Origin of the sequence: Corynebacterium sp. 74A (assembly GCF_008930665.1) — a bacterium.
Lineage (GTDB): Bacteria > Actinomycetota > Actinomycetes > Mycobacteriales > Mycobacteriaceae > Corynebacterium > Corynebacterium megadyptis.
Genome location: NZ_PQMG01000004.1, coordinates 95,293 through 113,487, shown reverse-complemented (window position 1 = coordinate 113,487; position 18,195 = coordinate 95,293). Strand labels below are relative to the sequence as shown.

The following is an 18,195-nucleotide window of genomic DNA, read 5'->3' as shown; positions in this document are numbered from 1 at the left end:
CGCTTATCGACGCTCACCAGCCGCGCCCCTTTTCGGCCTAGGGTGCGGCGAGATCGCTGAATTCAGCGCCGAGGACGGCAGCCATATCGCTGGCGCGGAGCTGGATATCGAGCCCGCGCTTGCCGCCGGAGACATAGATGGTCGGATGCGCCGTGGCGCTGGCGTCGATACGCGTGGGCAGGAGTTTCTTCTGCCCCAGTGGGGAGATCCCGCCGGTGATATAGCCGGAGGACTTTTCGGCGTCATGCGGATCCGCCATGCTTACCTTGGATACGCCGAAGGCGTGGGCGGCCTTCTTCAACGACAGCGAGCCGGTGACCGGTACGCAGCACACCGCGAGGTTGCGGCGAGGCCCGCGTCCGGCGCTTAAGTCCACCACGAGGGTTTTGAAGATGGCCGCGGCCGCGACGCCCTCGCTCTCGCCGAGTGCTGCAGCAGCCTGCTGGCCGAAGTGGTCGTGACCGGCGTCGAACTCGTGAACCTGATGCTCGATTCCGGCCGCGCGCAGCACCGCCAGGGCGGGAGTGGCGGCACCCGAGGCGCCCTTTTTCTTTTTCTTTGCCATAACGGAGACACTATAACGCTGGAGGGGCCTAGCGCGTCAGCGATCAAACGCTAGGGTTAGAGAGTATGGATACGTCTGTACCTTCCATCACTGATCTGCCCGTGCGCACCCAAGATTACTTGAAGAACATTTTTGATATTTGCGAGCGGACGCAGGCGCCGGCCTCGTTGAAAGAGCTCGCCAGCACGATGGGGCAGAAGACCCCCACGGCCTCTGAGGCGGTGAAAAAGCTGGCGCAGAACGGCTATATTTACCGCGAACCCTACCGCGGCATCACCCTCACCGCGCAGGGGCGGCAGCTGGCCCTAGCTATGGTACGGCGGCACCGACTGGTGGAAAGCTTTTTGGTGGAAACGCTGAACTATGGCTGGGATGAGGTGCACGAGGAGGCCGAGCTACTCGAACACGCCATCTCTGATCGTTTGCTCGGCCGGATTGATAGCTTTCTCGGATTCCCCAGCCGCGACCCGCATGGGGATCCGATTCCCAGCGCGAGCGGGGAGATCGACACCGTGGGCGGTTATACGCTGGCAGCGCTTGCTCCCGGCGCGGACACTGTGGTGGAGCGGATCCACGATCACAGCGTGGACATCCTGCGCTACCTGAACGATAACGGCATCGTGCCGGGGGTGCGCATCAGAGTGGGCGAGCCGCCTTTCGACGGCATGGCGGCACTCTATGTGGGGGCAGCTGACGGCACCTGGTCGGCTGAGCCGGTGCTGCTCAATGAGGAGGCGGTGCGATGTGTGGACGTGGCGGACCCTAGAATAAACGAGGACGACTAGGACGCACGGCGCACACCGCGACTATAGAGGCAGGAGCCACGGGGATAAGCATGGTGGACACACCTGAGGACGCACAGGCCACGAGCCGAGCGCGCGCAGGCGAGGATGAGCGCAGCCTCGAGCAGCGTTTCGAAGACGACGCCCTGCCGCTGCTGGATCAGCTCTATGGCGGCGCGCTGCGCATGACGCGCAACCCGGCGGACGCCGAGGATCTCGTGCAGGAAACCTATTTCAAGGCCTATCAGGCCTTCTCCTCTTTTCAACCGGGCACCAATCTCAAGGCGTGGCTGTACCGGATCATGACCAACACCTATATCAATAGCTATCGCAAGAAAAAGCGCCGGCCGCAGCAGCTGCCCACCGAGGAGATCACCGATCATCAGCTGATGAATACCTCCACCCACGATTCCACCGGGTTGGAATCCGCTGAGGTGGAGGCATTGAAGCTGCTGCCGAATACCCAGATTGCGGATGCGATGAACCAGCTCAGCGAGGACTATCGCATGGTGGTCTACTACGCAGACGTGGAGGGGCTGGCCTATAAGGAGATCGCGGAGATCATGGGCACTCCCCTCGGAACGGTGATGAGTCGGCTGCATCGGGGAAGAAGACAGCTGCGCGATGCGTTGAGAGAGGTAGCTGCCGATCATGGCATCGGCGTCGAGCCCGAGACGGACAGCACCGAGCAGGCCACAACAACGCGGAAGGTGAGCCAATGAGAGACTGCGGACGCAAGCATGAATGCTCCGAAAGCTGCGAGCGCGCCTATGCCTCTCTCGCTCGGCTGCTGGAGGGGGATTGCAGCCCCGGCGAGCGGGCACAGCTGCGCCGGCACGTGGAGGCCTGCCCAGAGTGCTTCGAGCGTCTCGGAGTAGAGGAGCAGGTACGCGAGCTTCTGCGGCAGTGCTGCTGCCAAAAAGCCCCCACCCGGCTGCGTGAAACCATCCGCTTCAAGATGCGCGTGGAGTGGACCATCGGCTAGCCGCAGCGGTGAGAAAAGAGAAAACCCAGCGTGGTTCTTCAAAGAAACCAGGCTGGGTTTTGCTGCGCTAGGGCCTAGGCCAGTGGCTTAGGCGTTGGGGCGCTTACCGTGGTTAGCGCCCTTCTTGCGACGGTCCTTACGCTTGCGACCACGCTTGCTCATAGTGGTCTCCTTCCTAGAGGTGGGTATGAATGAAAAGAAAGTTTGAGTGCCCAGTGTATCGTCTCACTCACGGCGAGAACAATTCACTGTGGCACTCACGCTTCCTAGACTGTGGCGCGGGAGCGCTGGCGCGCCAGCGCCTTGTTGCGGCGCTTCAGGGCGCGGCGCTCGTCCTCGCTCATACCACCCCAGACGCCGGCATCTTGGCCGGACTCGAGGGCCCACTTCAGGCAGTGGTTGGTTACTGGGCAGCGGTTGCACACCAGCTTTGCCCGGGCGATCTGTGCCAGGGCGGGCCCAGAATTTCCTACAGGGAAGAAGAGCTCAGGGTCCTCGTCGCGGCAAACTGCGTTGTGGCGCCAGTCCATGGTGTACTCCTTAAAGTTAAGCTAAAGCTTTAGTGCATCTATCAGGGTGAATTATCGGCTTCGGGTGAAGGCAGGGTACGCATCGGATGATCCGGATGAGGGCGCTCTTCTCTTCGCAGTTCTGACATCCTACGGCTAGTAGAGGGCACGAGTGACTCCCAAGAATATGGGGGTCGTGCTTGCTAGCTACAGTGAAGCCAAGGGAGAGAAAAATTAACGCCCGCCGCTTAAGCGTTCCGTCTCAGCTGCGGGTTTAACGTATGGTTAATCTCTGCTTCTACCGAATTTTGGCAAAGGGTTGCGCTTTCTTTGCCTTCGCTGAAGTGAATTCTTGCACGACTATGTCTGTTTGGCTAGAGCTTTCGCCAAATTAGTGACATATCTCACGAAATTTGAGCGCCCTCAGGGGCGATCACGTCGATCACATCGGGGACAGAAACGATATCGATGCGATCTGTCTCGCCCATAAACTCGCCGTCTAGCTGCCACTTCGTCTTCTCTGTCAGGGTGAGTGTAAGTGCGTTGATATCGTCAACTTGGATTTCTCCGGTATCCACGGGCAAAGCAGACCAGAATCGGACATTCGAGCCCACCGTCTTCATCAAAGCCGCCAGTCCACCGGCGCCTTCGGCGCTGGTGAGGGCGAAAATTGAGAGGCCACCTTCCGTTCGGGCATCGGGGTTGGTCACAACCGGAACGGGGCCGGCAAATGTCCAGGGATTGGTATTGGATACCACCACCAAGGGCAGCTCCTTTTCCTCCCGCACGGTGCCAGCGGTCTCCGCTCGGAAAGAGATATGCGGCGGATGCGCCCGCAGGCGACGCCAGGCGCGTGCCGCAATAAGCGCGTATTTGCCGGGGGTTGCCGAGATGCCGCGCTTGCGGGCCTGCTCCATCGAGTGAATCACGGCGGCATCAATGCCGATGCCTAGGTTCACGCAGAGCCAGCGCTTGGACTCATCATGGTCCGGATCTGTCTCTGCCGAGCCCACATTATGTGCCATGGCCAGCGGCAGGCGCCGCACCGTGCCCTCGCGGAGCAGATCCGCGATCTCAGAGGCGGCCTCTGTGGGATCATTGGGCAGCCCGAGGGCGCGGGCATAGACATTGGCGGAGCCGGTGGGGATGATTACTAGTCGCGGCAGCTCGGCAGCATCGGGGCGGGCAGCAACATCTTTGCCCAGTAAGCCATTGATCACCTCGCCGACAGTGCCATCGCCGCCGAGAATTATGATGGCGTCATAATCAGAGCGCCGCAGCCCAGCGCAGATCGCCTCGGCATGCTGCGGATAGGCCGTATGGACAGCCTTGATGGACGTCACAGGCGCGAGCGCGTTCACAACATCGCGGACAATGGCATGGCTGACGCTCGTGGAGTTGGGGTTCATCAAAAGTAGGCTTCGCACGATTCCCCAGTGTAAAGGATTCCGCTCCCGCGACGGCGCGCTGCGTCGCTGCGGGATGTCTAGGGCGCAGCCACCGGCGTTGTATAGACTGATGTTCTGTGAGCAGAGCAGAAAAATCCCGCCGCAGCCCCGAGTCCACGCCCCCTGCGGAGCAGGCCGCATCCGCCGTTCCCGCCCCTATTCGCTGGGCGGCGATACTCGGCGGGGTAGAGGGGCTCCTCGGTATCGCGTATGGCATTTTTCTCATGGCCCGTGACCTGCTGGGATATCGCGATGCCTCCGCTGTTTTCGAAGATGAGCTGCGCGCCGATCTGCTCGGCTTCGGCACCGGCGTGGTCTTTCTCATCTTCTTCGGCGCGGTCTGCATTGCAGCACTATTCCTCGCCCGCGGCAAGCGCTGGGGCCGCGCGCCCATACTCATGCTCAACATGCTGCTTCTTCCCATTGCCTTCTATATTCACGGCGCCGGGCACACCCCCTCGGCCATTGCGGTGGGCATTGTGGGCCTGCTCGGCCTGGGCCTGCTCTTCAACGGGGTCGCCGTGCGCTGGGCGGCAGCGCAGTACTAGGCGAGAATATGCCTGCAGGGTGGCGTCGATAAGCGATTATCGACGCCACCCTGTGATCGTTGAGCCCTGTTGGGCGATGATCGTGTCCCCAGAAAGGCGCAGATTAATCGGGGTGGAATCGGCGCCATCGTCGATGGAGGCGCGGACATGGTCGATCCGCTTGCCCCGGTGCCACTCGGCGAGGGCGAGACCATCACGGACGGGATAGGCCACGGCATCGGTGCCCATTGCCACCCCGGAGCCGATGGCGTCGGAGAAGATGTGTTCCACGGCGAGGGTCGTGGGGTGGAAGAGGATGAGGCCGCGATCGGTGTAGACCGTGATGTGGTGGGGAAGATCGGCGTGAATGATGGTGCGCGGATCGAAGAGCGGTGCCACGCCGCGCTCGCTCAGCACCTCGCCATTGATGCCATAGGAGACAATACGTCCCTGGACGCGCAGGTCTTGGGGCGGGTAGTACACCGCGGCGGCATCCTCAGCGACGGCCAGAAGCTGGGCGTCCGGCTGCTCGAGCTCGATGGTTTTCTCGGGCTCCGGCTTGCGGGAATCCTCGGGATTGCGGTCGAAAAAGTGCAGCCGAGCCACAGGGGCACCACTGTTATTGCCGGCTTCCTCAGGCGCGCAGATATCGATGAGGGCCAGGGTGCTCAGCCGAGTCAGAGCGGAACCAATGCGGCAATAACCACGGCCCAGCTGTTCGCGCTCCTGCGGGGCGGGATCCTTACCCACCTGGATGGTGCGCACCAGATCCGAACGCCACAGCACCACCAACTCATCGTTGTACACCCCCGCGGCGTCATTGGAACGCAGCGACTGCACGGGCTCTTCGGTGAGCACCGCGCGGGTGCTGTTATAACGGCCGGTATCGGCATCGATGGCCGTGGTTTCACCGCAGCCGAAGCCCGTGGAGAAGGACACCATCACCTGCGAAAATGCCAAAGATAGTGCGCAGACGGTGGCATCGCTGCGCTCATAGGACCAGCGCTCGGTCTCGGTGGCGGGGTCGAAGGCGAACACTCGGTGGTCCTCCGCGGCGATTACCAAGCCATCGATCACATAGGTATCCCGCTGCTGCAGCGAGGACTCAGCGGTGAGCGTCCACTGTTTATGCATGGACTCCGGGAAGGAGGTGACCACACTCGGCACCTGCGGGGGCTGCTCCTCTGGGCCGATGGAGCTGCGCAGATGCGCGTGGCGGGCCGGGGCGCTGAGGTATGTGAGCACACAGATGAGCGCCACCAGTAGCGCGAGCACAGACCAGCCCGCAGCGGGGGTGAGGCGGCGCCGAGCAGGGGTGGCAGCACCAGCCGCACCGCTATCGCGTGAACTCATGAGGCTGAAGGATACCGCACTTTCTAGTTACGGCGCCCGCGCCCTCCGCGGCCGTTCTGCTGACCGCGCCCGTGGCTGCGCCCAGCGCCCCGCGGGCGGCTGCCGCGACCACGCAGGCTCGAGGCACCCCCGCCGAAGACGGGGCGGGCATCGCCGATGGAATCCGTAGCGCCCTCGGGAATATCGAGGGCCTCGAATAGCTCTGGGGAGGTAGAGAACCACTGTGGCGGTTCCTGCTGGTCGAGCTTGAGCTCATCATTGATCAGCGCCCACTTGTGCAGCTCATCAAAGCCCACCAAGGTGACGGCCGTTCCGGTGTGGCCAGCGCGTCCGGTGCGGCCAATCCGGTGCACATAGGTCATCGGATCGTCCGGGGTCTGATAGTTGATCACATGGGTGACATCATCAATGTCGATACCGCGGGCGGCCACATCGGTGGCCACCAGGATCGTGATGCGTCCCTCGCGGAACGCAGTGAGTGAGCGCTCGCGGGCCGATTGTCCCATATCGCCGTGCACCGCCCCCACTGCAAAGCCATGGGCGGCAAGGCTTTCGGCCAATGTCGCCGAGGAACGCTTCGTGCGGGTGAAAATGATGGTGCGGCCGCGGCCGGGAGCCTGCAGAATGCGGGAAATAATCGCCGTTTTATCCATCTGGTGCGCCTGCATCACCACCTGGCGGGTAGAGGCGTGTGTCTGCGAGGACTCCGCCGACTCGGCCCGAATATGCACCGGCTTGTGCATGAAGCCTCGGGCCAAGGTGATGATGGGGCCGGGCATGGTGGCCGAGAACAACATCGTCTGGTGGGCGTGGGTGAGCATGGCCATGAGCTTTTCAATATCGGGCAAAAAGCCCAGATCGAGCATCTCATCGGCCTCGTCGAGAACTAGGATCGCCACCTCGTTGAGCCGCAGTGCCCCGCGCTGGGCAAGATCAAGGAGCCGTCCCGGCGTGCCCACGACCACGTCCACGCCTCGCTCGAGTGCCGAAATTTGATCCTCATAGGGGGTGCCACCGTAGATCGCCAGTACCCGCACCGGCAGGCGGGCTGCGGCAGTGGCGAGATCCTCACTCACCTGTACCGCCAGCTCGCGGGTGGGGCAGACAATCAGGGCGCGCGGGGTGCCATCGAGCTCCGCTACATCGGCGGCGTCAAAGACGCGATCAAGAAGCGGCACGCCGAAACCGAGGGTCTTGCCCATGCCGGTGCGGGCCTGGCCGATGATATCGGCGCCATCAAGCGCTAAGGGCAGCGTGAGCTCCTGGATGGCAAAGGTGTGGGTGATGCCCTTTTCTGCCAGGGCCTCCACGATCTCCACGGCGACGCCCAGCTCCGCAAAAGTCGGAGTGGCGGCGTCCTGCGTGGCGGCTGTACTGCGAGAAGGTGGTGCCGCGGCGGGCGCGGCGGCAGCCTCTGTAGCGGCAGGGGGAGCGGTCGCCGCAGCCGTCTCGGAGGGTGCCGGTGCGGCCTCGGCTACCTGCTGGCGCGTGGTGTGGCGACGCACTCGGCGGCGGGAACGCCTCGAACCGGCAGAGCGAGGCTGATCGTGGGCGGTGGAAGATCCTTGGTCAGACACATCTATAGATACTAACTGTCCAGCCACTAGTATTGGAGACTGCCTCAGTGCACGGTGGCAGAGAACTACTATCCTCACTGTGCATATGAGACGATAACCGTTAATTCATACGCACCGGCGCGGTAGCCTAGGCAGGTGCCGCGCCATCGTCACAGACATGGAAAGAGGGCATCTGTATGGACATCAAAATTGGTTTCAATGACAGCCCACGCGAGCTTGTTATCTCCTCCGATCGCGCCCAGGATGAGGTGCTCGCGCAGGTGCAGCAGGCACTCGCCAGCACAGAGCCGACCTCTGTGACTCTGGATGATGACAAGGGCCGAAAGTATGTGGTCCGTAGTAGCTCTATCGCTTATGTGGAATTCGGTTCCGCACACGCTCATCCAGTGGGCTTTATCAACTAACGCCGCCGACAGGCGCAGCGCGCAGGATCACGAGGCAGAAGGAGTAGCGAGTCATCGACGAGAGAAGACATCTACGCGGCCAGGACGGGGAGGACCGCCCCGACCGCTATAACGCGTGGAATAGCGACGATGACATCGCTGCCTCGCGCCACCACAGGCCGGAGCCGGCGCCGTCGCCGGGGCGGCATGAAGCAGCGGGGGAGCGTCGAGAAGCAGAAGAGTCCACGGACTCCTTCTTCGTGCGTTTCGCCCGCGACTATGGCTGGCGGGCCTATGCCATTCCGGTGCTGGCGATCATCACCGTGTGGGTGCTCGTCGACATCATCCATCAGCCCGCCGCTACCACACCCCCCACCGCCTCCTCCGTTCCGCCGGCAGCCACGAGCACAGGTCGCGACGAGGGGCGACCGCCGGTGCCTAATCCCGCAGATCTGACGTTTCTGACCGAGGGCGGTCAGCTGCCCGAAGGCGGGCCCTATACCGAAGACGGTCGTGGCACCTACCGCACGGTGGGCGCACCTGGCGCCGAAGCTGGGGCGGGCCGCCCGCGCACCTTCACTTATGTGATCGAAGTGGAAGAGGGGCTCAACGCCGCCCACTATGGCGGCGACGATGGCTTTGCCGCGATGGTGGATGCCACCCTGACCAATCCGAAGGGCTGGACCGCCGATCCCGAGTTTGGCTTCAAGCACATCGACAATCCGGACAAGGCGGATCTACGCATCCAGCTGAGCAGTGTGAACACCACGCACAAGAGTTGCGGCGCCAACTTGGGCATGGAGACCTCCTGCTTTACCTCCGACGGCAATCGCGTGGTGCTCAACGAATCCCGCTGGGTGCGTGGCGCCCGGCCTTTCGCTGGTGATCTCGGCGCCTATCGCCAATACCTCATCAACCACGAGGTAGGACACGGTATCGGCTATGCGCAGCATGTGCCGTGTGGCCGCGATGGCGCCCTCGCGCCGATCATGATGCAACAAACCCTCAGCCTCTCTAATTCGGAGCTGAACAAGATCGACCCCAACGAGATCTACCCCGACGATAACGCCACCTGCAGCTATAACGCGTGGCCCTATCCGAACGGCAAGAAGGAATAAAATCGGTGACTCTCACACCGCGGCCGCTGCCCGCTGGGGCGACGGCACGTTATGCCCGCCATCTCTCCCTGCCTGGAATCGGGCTGCAGGGGCAGCAGAAACTCTACGGAGCCTCGGTGCTGGCGATTGGTGCTGGCGGGCTCGGTAGCCCGGTGATTGAATACTTAGCCGCGGCTGGGGTGGGGTGTCTGGGCATTATCGACGCTGACGCGGTGGACCTGTCTAACCTGCAGCGCCAGGTGGTGCACCGCACCAGCGATATCGGCACGCCGAAGGTGCAGTCCGCGGCCCGCTTTGCCCGCGAGCTCAACCCCGAGGTGGAGGTGCGCACCCACCACTGTGCACTCACGGCCACTAATGCCCGAGACATCCTCAGTGAATACGACATCGTGGTGGATGGCTCCGATAACTTCGCTACCCGCTATCTGGTGGCCGATCACTGTGCGGAGCAGTCCATTCCGCTGGTATGGGGCAGCATCCAGCAATTCGGCGGTCAGCTATCTGTCTTCGCCGAGGGCTATACCTTGCGCGATATTTTTCCCACCCCGCCGCCGCCCGGTAGCGCCCCCAACTGCGCCGAGGCCGGCGTCTTTGGTGTGCTGCCCGGGGTGATCGGCACCATGATGGCCACCGAGGTGATCAAGCTCATCACCGGATTCGGTACCCCGCTCATCGGCCGCCTCGCTACCTGGGATGCGGCGAATAACAACTTCAAAACCTTCTCCTTTTCCCCGCACCCGGAATCGGCGGCGCTGCGTCACCGCACCGTGGTCGAGGCATGCGAGTGGGGAGACAGCCCAGCAGCGACGACAGCTGCTGCTGCGGTGGATGCGGCCACCCGCCGGAGCGCCGATGCCCAGGAAGGACACACGATCGATCCCCAGAAGACACCGCGAGACGCCGAGAACACCGCCCCGCCTGCGCCCACAAAGGAGCCGGAACACCGCTCGATGGAGGAGCTGCCCGCCCTGCTCGAGGAGGGCATGATCTCGGTGGATGTGCGCGAACCCATCGAATGGGAAGGGGGAGTACTGGGCGAGAGCCTGCTCGCTCCGCTCTCGCGGCTGCGCGCCGGGGACCTCGGCCAAGTCGCCGAGCTGGATCGCGCCCAGCCGGTGGCGCTGTATTGCAAAGCGGGAGTCCGCTCGGAAGAGGCCGCGCGGATCCTGCTGGCCCATGGTTTCGCGCGCGTCATCACCCTCGATGGGGGCATCATGTACTGGTGGATGAACCAGTAGAAGGCGCAGCTCGGAACGCAATCTTGCCCATGGCCGTGGTGTGCGCGCCGGGCGCGTGGGGTGCAACGCTAATCTAGGGGCTATGACTGACACCACCGACTCGACACCCGTGGGCTCGGTACCGGGGCACGTTTTTGAGGCTTTCCGAGTGCCCACCCATCACATCGCCGCAGCAGAGCGACTCGGCGCGGCGTGGGACAACGGCATCAAATGTGGAAACGTGGTGATTTCCCGAGCCCCCTCGGCGTCTTTTGCCGCGTGGTCGGCCAAGCTGCGCGATAGCCTCAGCCCTCGTGGTGTGCGGCTGGTGCGGCCGGTGCGCTCCACCGATGGGCGCGTGGTGATCTCGGGATTCCGGGCTAATGCCTATGTGGTGGGCGAACCAGCGCAGCGTGTCGATGAAACCGTGGGCGCGGCCCTTCTGCTCGCCGACGCTCTCGCCGAGGTGCCGGTGCCCCAGTGGGTGGGCCGCGATATGCAGCAGGTCGACGATGAAGCCAGCATTTTTCAGCTGGCTGATCGTGCCGCGTGGGCAGAACAGCCGGCCGAGTTGTTGGCCCGCGCTTTTGAGGGCGATCGCCCCGCCCGCGGCCACGAGGTGGAGGCGCTGAGCGCCGCTGCGGAGCTGCATCGGCGGGTGCCCGAGATTCCCCTCGAGGTGCAGTTGGGCCACGCTGACATGTTGGGTACCACCATTTTCTCCGGTAGCCAGGCCCCGATCGTGACCGAGATCGTGCCCGTGGCCCACCCGCATGCGTATACCGCGGCGCTGACGATGGTAGATGGCATCATCGCCGATGCCGTCGATATCGGGGTGCTGGATCGTTTCTCGCATCTGCGTTATCTCGACGCCCTGGCCGCCCGCGGGGTGCTCTATCGCCTCTATGTGCATGCGCTGCACCCAGCGAGCCGCCCCGCACACAGCCGCCGCATTGTGGCTTTGGCCCGCGAACTTGGCGAGCGTCTCGACGCCGACTCCTAGCCCAGATTCCCCCGCATTCTTCGAATGTGTGTTCTTAGTTGTCGAGGGGCAATTCGCTGTGAGTGTCCACTACCTCTGCAAGAATGATGGGCATGAATAGCACCCCGCTGATGGCCCCACCACCGAACCCCACGGTGACAGTCACCTACCCCGGTCCGCGAGAAACCCCTCGTAGGACGTGGTCTGCGGCCGTGCATGAGCTGGTGCACGCCGAACTAACAGGCACCGTGAAGCTCATCGGCGCCGCCAACACGGGTGTGAGCTCCGCTTTGAGCGATACGGTGGTGGGCTTGATCAACGCGGGTGTGGATCCGGCGGAGATTGCGCTGATCACCACCGCCAAGGAGACGGCGAGTTATCACCGCAGCGAGCTCTCTTCTCTGCTGGGTGGCCGCGCCGAAGGCTTTGCCTCCGCAGGAACGCTCGTGCGCTCTATTCACTCCCTGGCTTTCGCCATTGTCCGGGCCGCGCGCCAGCGCGATATTGGCACCTCGCCCCGCATGATTACCGGCGCCGAGCAGGATGCCGTGATCCGCGAGCTTCTCGACGGCCACCGCGAGCGCGGCGGAGCCTACTGGCCGGAAGAGCAGCACGAGGCACTCGAGCTCGTCGGATTCGCCCGCGGCCTGCGCGACTTCCTGCTGCGCGCCCAAGAGCGCGGTCTGGGTGCCGCAGACCTCGAGCAGCTCGGCGAGGACTGGGACCGCCCTCTATGGTCTGCTGCGGGGCAGTTTTTGCGGGAGTATCGCCACACCATGGCGCTGTCTGGCCAAGACTCACTCAATGCCTCCGAGCTGCTGGCCGAAGCTCACCGCCTCATCACTGATGATGAGCAGCTCGCCCAACAGGTGGCCCGCTCAGCGCGGTATCTGCTGATTGATGACGCACAGAATCTCGATCCCAAGGCAGCTGGGTTGATCGAGGCGCTCACCCCGCACACCACGCTCATGGTGCTCGGCGGCAACCCAGAGCACTCCGTGTTCCACTTCCGTGGCGCGGATCCCGACTTCTTCATCGACTACCACGCCGAGCACACCATCGAGCTGACGGAGCCTCAGGTTCAGGCGCGCTCGCAGTATGTGGTGGCCGCTGATGCCCGCAGCCACCACGACTTCATCGCGGACCGAGTACGTCGCGCCGGGCTGCTCGACTCGGTGGCGTGGCGCGATATCGCAGTGATCGTGCGCAGTTCAGGGGAGATCGGTAGCCTGCAGCGGGCGCTATTGATCGCCGGTGTCCCCGTGCACGTAGACAACTCGGCGATGGTACTCAAGGAACAGCGGGTGGTATCCAGCCTGCTTATCGCCGCACGGAGCCTGCTGAGCCGTATCAGTAGCACCGAGCTGAGCGAGCTCATCCTCGGCCCCGTCGGTGGCGCCGATCCGGTCACCTACCGCCGCCTGCTGCGCGGTGTGCGTGCCGCAGAAAAACGCCACGGCGGTAGCCGCCGGGCCATCGAGGTACTCGAGGATCTCCTGCTTCCCCAAGCCCCAGGCTATACCGCGCCGGAAAACGCCGAGATTCGCGATAGCCTCACCGAGCGGGAAACCCAGATTTTGCAGCGCACTACCGAGGTGCTCGAAGCGGGGCGGGCGGCCTATGAACGCGGCGAGTCCGTTGAGGCGGTGCTGTGGGCGTTGTGGGAAGCGACCGGCCTCGCCCAGCACCTGCAGGCGGTCTCGCTTCGCGGCGGAGCGTCCGGCTCCCAGGCGGATCAGGATCTCGACGCTGCCATGGCCTTGTTTGATACCGCCGGCGACTATACCGAGCGTCGCCCCGGGGCCTCCTTTTCCAGCTTCATCTCCTATATCGACAGCCTCGATGTTCCTTCGCTCACCCGTGAGCGGCGCGGCGCGAAAACAGATGCCGTCACCATCCTTACCGCCCACTCGGTCGTGGGCATGCACTTTCGCCTCGTGATCGTTGCAGGGGTTAATGAAGGTGCATGGCCGCAGCTGGGAGAAACGGGCACCCTATTCGGCCAGGAAGAGTTGATCAACTACACAGACGAGGACATCGACCCTGGGGTGTATGTGACCCACACGGCCGAGCGGGAAGCAGAAGAACGCCGTCTGCTCAGCTTGGCCTGCTCTCGAGCGACCGAACAGCTCTACATCATGGCGATCGATGACACGGAGAGCGAAGATGGAACCACCGAGCCCTCCCGTTTCCTCGCTGCCACCCCGGTGAGCATGCGGGTGTATAGCGCCGAGACTGCCGCCAGCACATCCGAGGATGCTGGGGCGGTGCGCGCCATTCATCCGCGTATGCTGTCCACCTCGAGTGTGATCGCGGAACTGCGGCGCACCCTGGAAAATCCGCACGCTCCCGCAGCGGATCGCGAGCATGCCGCGTATCATCTCGCGCGGCTAGCGGAGGCCGGCGTACTGGGGGCCAGCCCGCAGGAGTGGTGGGGCATGCGGGCGGCCTCTACTACTGAGCCTCTGGTGCGTGCCGGGGACACCATCCGTTTATCCCCCTCCACCATCGAAAAGAGCCTTGATTGCCCCCTCAACGGCACCGTGGCGAAGTTCGCTGACTCCGCCAGTGGCAGCCCCCAAATCACCGGCACGCTCGTGCACGCCTTCGCCGAAGCCATTGATAATGGCGCCGAGGAGAGCGTGGCGCGCGAGTTGGTGGAGCATGCCTTTGCTCAGCAGCTCGATGATGCAGCGTGGAGAGAGGAGGCGGAGATCGCGCGGTTTAGCACCATGCTCGATAAAACACTGTCGTGGATCCACTCTGCTAATGCCGCGACCACTTTGGTGGGTACCGAGCGGCAGGCGTGGGTGCGCGTCGGCCATCTCACGGAGGGCGAGCATGATGTGATGATCTCCGGCCGGCTGGATCGTATCGACCGCAGTGGCGATAGCCTGCGGGTGGTGGATTATAAGTCCTCCGCTCAGGCCATTGCCCAGAAAGATGCCGCCGATCACGCGCAGCTCTCGGCTTATCAAGTGGCCGTAGCGCACGCCCGCCTCGATGCGGAAGGGAATCTCGCCACCCGCCGCCCCGAGGACCCTGAACTCGAGCGGGAGGGCGCCGTGCTGGTTTATCCCGGCACCAGCACCAAGAAGGTCACCACGCGCGAGCAAGCACGGCTCGATCAGGAGCAACTCGCTGCTTTTGAGGACACACTCATGGCGCTGGCGCGGGAGAAAGCACAGCCGCGGGTGCGGGCTGAGCTCAATGAGAAGCAGTGCACGTATTGCACGTTGAAGGCGGTATGCCCGGCACAGGATCAGGGAAGGAGCATCTTCAATGCCTAAGCAGAACAATCCGCGGCTGTCTCCCCGTGAGCTCTCGGAGCGACTGCAGCAGCCCTATGCACCGACCGAGCAGCAGGCAGCGGTGATCGGTGCGGAACAAGGATCACTGCTGGTGGTGGCCGGTGCCGGCGCCGGTAAAACCGAAACCATGGCCGCGCGCGTGGTCTGGCTGGTGGCCAATGGGCTGGTGCGCCCCGATCAGGTTCTGGGACTCACCTTCACCCGCAAGGCCGCCGGCCAGCTGGAACAGCGCATCCGCCGGAACCTCGCCACGCTGAAAAACACCCTCGGGCTCGCGGTGGATGAGCAGGGCCGCGAGCTCAGTATCGAACCGAAGGTAGCCACCTACGATTCCTACTGTGGGGATCTTGTGGCCGAGTACGGCCTCTTGCTGCCCATCGAAACATCTGCGCGCCTGATCACCGAGACCGAGCTTTACCAGTACTGCTATGAGGTGGTGCGGGAGCACTCCACCGCGATCGCCAGCGATCCCAGCGTCAGCTCGGCTATCGACTCCACCCTGGCGTTGATGTCGGCACTCGATTCCCACCTTGTCGATCCCGCGGATCTGCAGGAGGCGCAGCGCGACTATATTTCGCTCATCGACGGGCTCGAGACCAGCCCGCGGCAGAAAAAGCAGTACAAGTCGGGGAATGTCGAAAAACTTGTCACGGCGATGACGAAGCGCCAGGACTATCTGCCGCTGGTGCGGGAACTGCGGCGGCGCATGAAGCGCGATAATGTGGCCACCTTTGCGCAGAAGCTTTCTGCGGCGGCCCGCATTGCCCAAAGATATCCCCAGGTGGGCTATCGCGAACGCCGGAAATTCCGGGTAGTCATGCTCGATGAGTACCAGGACACCTCCAATGCCCAGCGGGTGCTGTTGTCCCATCTTTTTGGCAATACCGACCGCGCGTTGAGCATTACCGCTGTGGGCGATCCCATGCAGGCCATCTATGGCTGGCGTGGCGCCACTTCCACCAATCTGGACCAATTCGCTACAGACTTTCCCCGCATCGCGGAGGATGGCAGTACCTCGCCGGCACCGAACGGCCAGCTCACAACCTCCTGGCGCAACCCGAGTAGCGTGCTCGAGCTGGCCAATGCCGTCTCCGCCTCCGTGTTGGAGCGTGATGGGCAGCAGCGCAGCGTCGAAAAGCTCAGTTCCCGGCCACAGGCCGCGGCGGGCGATATCGCCCTCGGATGGTTTCGCACCTATGAGGAGGAAGTGGAGTATGTCGCTGGGCGTCTTGCCGAAAGCTTCCAGGACAAGCAGGAGGCGGGAGAGCGTTTCACCGGCGCCGTTCTGGTGCGCAAGAACCACCACATCGCCGCGATGGCGGCAGCCCTGGCCCAGCGCGGTATCCCCTATGAGATCGTTGGCCTCGGCGGGCTGCTGGAGGTTCCGGAAGTAGCGGATGTGCTCGCCATCGCCACCATGCTCGTCTCCCCGGAGAATAATGAGGCCGCGGTCCGCGTGCTGTGTGGCCCGCTGGTGAATCTCGGGGTGCAGGATCTCAAGGCGCTCCACCGCCGCACCGAGAATATTGCCGGCCGAGTGAATTCCAGCGGCGAGGTAGAAGAGGATGAACGGCTCGGCTCGCCCGATCCGCTGGAGCGACTCCGCGCCGCCATCGACCAAGCGCTCAGCGATGAACCCGATGCCCATGTGGGGCTTGTCGACGCCATCGCGGACCTCGGGGAACCGGAGCGCTATAGCGAGGAGGGCTACCAACGGCTCGCCGAGCTCGCCTCGAAACTGCGCTACCTGCGCTCCTATTCGCTATCCAAACCACTGACGGACATTATCGCCGATATCGAGCGGGTATTTTCCATCCGTACCGAAGCGCTTGTGCGCCGCGATCCGAACAGCGATGGCAGCGCCGGGGTGGCGCACCTGAACCAGCTCGCCGAGAAGGTGGCCGAGTTTAGCCGCACCCCCGGGGCCTCCTTGCAGTCCATGCTGAGCTACTTTGAGCTGGCGAAAGAGCACGAGCGCGGTTTCGACCGTGCCGAGATCGCCGTCCACAGCGACCGCGTGCAGCTGCTCACCGTGCACAAAGCCAAGGGCTTGGAATGGGATACCGTCGCGGTGCTGCACTGCGATAACAGCACCTACAACGATGGGGAAACCAGGCAAAAAAGGTTTGATAACTGGCTCAACTCGGTCGGGGAGCTGCCCCCCGTGCTGCGCGGCGATGCCGTGATTACCGATATCGCCGGGGTGGAGAACCCCAATGGTGTGCCCGTGCTGGACCTCGAGGGAGTCACCAGCCAGAACGAGGCGGACGCGGCGATCACCGAACACCGCGATGAATTATGGCGGGGCTATCTCGATGAGGTGGTGCGCCTGTTCTACGTGGCTATCACCCGCACCGAAAACACGCTGATCGTCAGCGGGGCGGCGCACGCCGATCCGACGAGCAGGGAGACCACGCCCTTCGAGCACTTCACGGCGCTCAAAGAACTCGCCCCCGAATCCGTGGTGCACTGGTACGACAGCAGTGAGAGCGAGGAGCCGGATCCTGCCGCCGCCACCGCCGAGGAAAGCACCACCCCAGCGGCCCCGGCGACGGATCTGCGCTTCCCGCGGCTGTGGAAGGAAGAAAAGGCCCAGGCGCTGGCGCTCAACCACGGCATCGCCAGCTATAGCGAGGACATTCTCGATGCGGCGGCCACGGCCGTGGAGGCGGCCCGCCACCGCCGCTGGGAGGATCTTCCCGCCAACTCCAGTGAGCTCAGCCAGTTGTGGCAGCAGGAGGTGGAGGCGCTCATCGCCGAACATGAGGCCGCCGCTCGGCCCGTGGTGGAGGTAGAGCTCAGCCATGAGCTCTCCACCTCTGATCTGGTGTCGCTGAAGTCCAGCCCCGCGGATTTCGCCCGCCGCCAGCACCGCCCAGTGCCCTTCAAACCCAATGCCTATGCCAAGCGGGGCACGGCGCTGCACCAGTGGATCGAGGATCGCTTCGGTGCCACCTCGCTGCTCGATGATGAGCAACTGCCCGGGGCGGGGGAGGAGATCGATCCCCAGGGCGCGGAGCTCGAGCACTTGAAGGAGAAATTCCTCGCCAGCGAGTGGGCGGAGCGCACCCCCACCTATGTGGAATACCCCTTCGAGATCTCACTCGGCGGCAGCATGGTGCGCGGGCGCATCGACGCCATCTTCCACTTCGGTACGGACGAAGAGTCCGGCTGGTGTGTGGTGGACTGGAAGACAGGCCGCCCGCCCACAGGCGCGGACATGCAGGCAGCGCAGATCCAGCTCGCCGTGTACCGGCTGGCCTGGGCGCGGCTGCTGTCGCGGCGATATGGTCGAGAGATCGATCCGGACTCGGTGCGTGCAGCCTTCCACTACATCGCCTACGATCACACTCTCGAACCGAGTAAGCTACCCGATGAGAATGAGCTCGCCGCGCTGGTGCACACTGACGGTATCGGCACGACAGACTGAGCGTGTGC

Annotated in this window: 16 protein-coding genes; 10 read left to right on the top strand and 6 right to left on the bottom strand. The window is 63.5% G+C overall.

The genetic code is table 11. The features are described 5' to 3' along the window. Nucleotides 1-37: 37 nt before the first annotated feature. Entirely contained in the window at nt 38-565 is a 528-nt protein-coding gene (ybaK, locus tag GBB11_RS07470) for a Cys-tRNA(Pro) deacylase (RefSeq protein ID WP_151550054.1), read from the bottom strand. 65 nt (nt 566-630) lie between these two features. On the opposite strand from ybaK, the gene GBB11_RS07465 reads away from it, so the two are divergent. From GBB11_RS07465 to rsrA, 3 genes are read left to right on the top strand one after another with little or no spacing between them, the layout of a single operon-like run. Beyond that, nucleotides 631-1,350: a metal-dependent transcriptional regulator gene (locus GBB11_RS07465; protein WP_151550053.1), complete on the top strand. Its 720-nt coding sequence runs from the start codon at nt 631-633 to the stop codon at nt 1,348-1,350. Nucleotides 1,351-1,400: 50 nt separating this feature from the next. After that, nucleotides 1,401-2,069, top strand: a complete 669-nt coding sequence (locus GBB11_RS07460) for a sigma-70 family RNA polymerase sigma factor (protein ID WP_151550052.1) — start codon at nt 1,401-1,403, stop codon at nt 2,067-2,069. Then, nucleotides 2,066-2,332 carry a mycothiol system anti-sigma-R factor gene (rsrA, locus tag GBB11_RS07455; protein ID WP_151550051.1) on the top strand — a complete coding sequence of 89 codons (267 nt, stop codon included), beginning with the start codon at nt 2,066-2,068 and terminating at the stop codon, nt 2,330-2,332. The genes GBB11_RS07460 and rsrA overlap by 4 nt, the downstream gene beginning before the upstream one ends. A gap of 87 nt (nt 2,333-2,419) precedes the next feature. Here the strand turns inward: rsrA and GBB11_RS11065 are convergent, their stop codons facing one another. The 3 genes from GBB11_RS11065 to GBB11_RS07445 all read right to left on the bottom strand — a co-directional run bounded on the left by GBB11_RS11065 (nt 2,420) and on the right by GBB11_RS07445 (nt 4,268). After that, the gene (locus tag GBB11_RS11065) at nt 2,420-2,494 is read right to left on the bottom strand and encodes a 50S ribosomal protein bL37 (protein ID WP_370513275.1); all 75 of its coding nucleotides are present in this window, start codon (nt 2,492-2,494) and stop codon (nt 2,420-2,422) included. 104 nt (nt 2,495-2,598) lie between these two features. Next, nucleotides 2,599-2,862 (bottom strand): WhiB family transcriptional regulator, encoded by a 264-nt coding sequence (locus tag GBB11_RS07450; protein WP_151529467.1) that lies wholly within the window; start codon nt 2,860-2,862, stop codon nt 2,599-2,601. A gap of 383 nt (nt 2,863-3,245) precedes the next feature. After that, nucleotides 3,246-4,268, bottom strand: a complete 1,023-nt coding sequence (locus tag GBB11_RS07445) for a diacylglycerol kinase family protein (RefSeq protein WP_192796420.1) — start codon at nt 4,266-4,268, stop codon at nt 3,246-3,248. Between the two features lie 98 nt (nt 4,269-4,366). On the opposite strand from GBB11_RS07445, the gene GBB11_RS07440 reads away from it, so the two are divergent. Further along, complete coding sequence (locus GBB11_RS07440; RefSeq protein WP_192796010.1) at nt 4,367-4,837, top strand: hypothetical protein; 471 nt, start codon at nt 4,367-4,369, stop codon at nt 4,835-4,837. A 36-nt stretch (nt 4,838-4,873) separates the two neighbouring features. On the opposite strand, the gene GBB11_RS07435 is transcribed toward GBB11_RS07440, so the two are convergent. Further along, entirely contained in the window at nt 4,874-6,169 is a 1,296-nt protein-coding gene (locus GBB11_RS07435) for a hypothetical protein (protein WP_151550049.1), read from the bottom strand. 23 nt (nt 6,170-6,192) lie between these two features. Next, the gene (locus GBB11_RS07430) at nt 6,193-7,500 is read right to left on the bottom strand and encodes a DEAD/DEAH box helicase (RefSeq protein ID WP_151550100.1); all 1,308 of its coding nucleotides are present in this window, start codon (nt 7,498-7,500) and stop codon (nt 6,193-6,195) included. Nucleotides 7,501-7,922: 422 nt separating this feature from the next. On the opposite strand from GBB11_RS07430, the gene GBB11_RS07425 reads away from it, so the two are divergent. The 6 genes from GBB11_RS07425 (at nt 7,923) to GBB11_RS07400 (ending at nt 18,187) form a co-directional block, all read left to right on the top strand. Next, complete coding sequence (locus GBB11_RS07425) at nt 7,923-8,150, top strand: DUF3107 domain-containing protein (RefSeq protein ID WP_151550048.1); 228 nt, start codon at nt 7,923-7,925, stop codon at nt 8,148-8,150. Nucleotides 8,151-8,389: 239 nt separating this feature from the next. Continuing rightward, nucleotides 8,390-9,247 carry a DUF3152 domain-containing protein gene (locus GBB11_RS07420; protein ID WP_151550047.1) on the top strand — a complete coding sequence of 286 codons (858 nt, stop codon included), beginning with the start codon at nt 8,390-8,392 and terminating at the stop codon, nt 9,245-9,247. A 5-nt stretch (nt 9,248-9,252) separates the two neighbouring features. After that, nucleotides 9,253-10,485 carry a HesA/MoeB/ThiF family protein gene (locus GBB11_RS07415; RefSeq protein WP_225979268.1) on the top strand — a complete coding sequence of 411 codons (1,233 nt, stop codon included), beginning with the start codon at nt 9,253-9,255 and terminating at the stop codon, nt 10,483-10,485. Nucleotides 10,486-10,567: 82 nt separating this feature from the next. Further along, on the top strand, nt 10,568-11,467 hold the full coding sequence (locus GBB11_RS07410; protein ID WP_151550046.1) for a TIGR02569 family protein: 900 nt from the start codon (nt 10,568-10,570) through the stop codon (nt 11,465-11,467). Nucleotides 11,468-11,559: 92 nt separating this feature from the next. Further along, complete coding sequence (locus tag GBB11_RS07405) at nt 11,560-14,736, top strand: ATP-dependent DNA helicase (protein WP_192796384.1); 3,177 nt, start codon at nt 11,560-11,562, stop codon at nt 14,734-14,736. After that, nucleotides 14,729-18,187: an ATP-dependent helicase gene (locus GBB11_RS07400; RefSeq protein WP_151550044.1), complete on the top strand. Its 3,459-nt coding sequence runs from the start codon at nt 14,729-14,731 to the stop codon at nt 18,185-18,187. The genes GBB11_RS07405 and GBB11_RS07400 overlap by 8 nt, the downstream gene beginning before the upstream one ends. Nucleotides 18,188-18,195 lie beyond the last annotated feature (8 nt).

Bases quoted from the DNA above. Each gene is read 5' to 3' on its own strand.
- ybaK (WP_151550054.1), bottom strand. From the start codon at position 565: ATGGCAAAGAAAAAGAAAAAGGGCGCCTCGGGTGCCGCCACTCCCGCC.
- GBB11_RS07465 (WP_151550053.1), top strand. From the start codon at position 631: ATGGATACGTCTGTACCTTCCATCACTGATCTGCCCGTGCGCACCCAA.
- GBB11_RS07460 (WP_151550052.1), top strand. From the start codon at position 1,401: ATGGTGGACACACCTGAGGACGCACAGGCCACGAGCCGAGCGCGCGCA.
- rsrA (WP_151550051.1), top strand. From the start codon at position 2,066: ATGAGAGACTGCGGACGCAAGCATGAATGCTCCGAAAGCTGCGAGCGC.
- GBB11_RS07450 (WP_151529467.1), bottom strand. From the start codon at position 2,862: ATGGACTGGCGCCACAACGCAGTTTGCCGCGACGAGGACCCTGAGCTC.
- GBB11_RS07435 (WP_151550049.1), bottom strand. From the start codon at position 6,169: ATGAGTTCACGCGATAGCGGTGCGGCTGGTGCTGCCACCCCTGCTCGG.
- GBB11_RS07425 (WP_151550048.1), top strand. From the start codon at position 7,923: ATGGACATCAAAATTGGTTTCAATGACAGCCCACGCGAGCTTGTTATC.
- GBB11_RS07410 (WP_151550046.1), top strand. From the start codon at position 10,568: ATGACTGACACCACCGACTCGACACCCGTGGGCTCGGTACCGGGGCAC.
- GBB11_RS07405 (WP_192796384.1), top strand. From the start codon at position 11,560: ATGAATAGCACCCCGCTGATGGCCCCACCACCGAACCCCACGGTGACA.
- GBB11_RS07400 (WP_151550044.1), top strand. From the start codon at position 14,729: ATGCCTAAGCAGAACAATCCGCGGCTGTCTCCCCGTGAGCTCTCGGAG.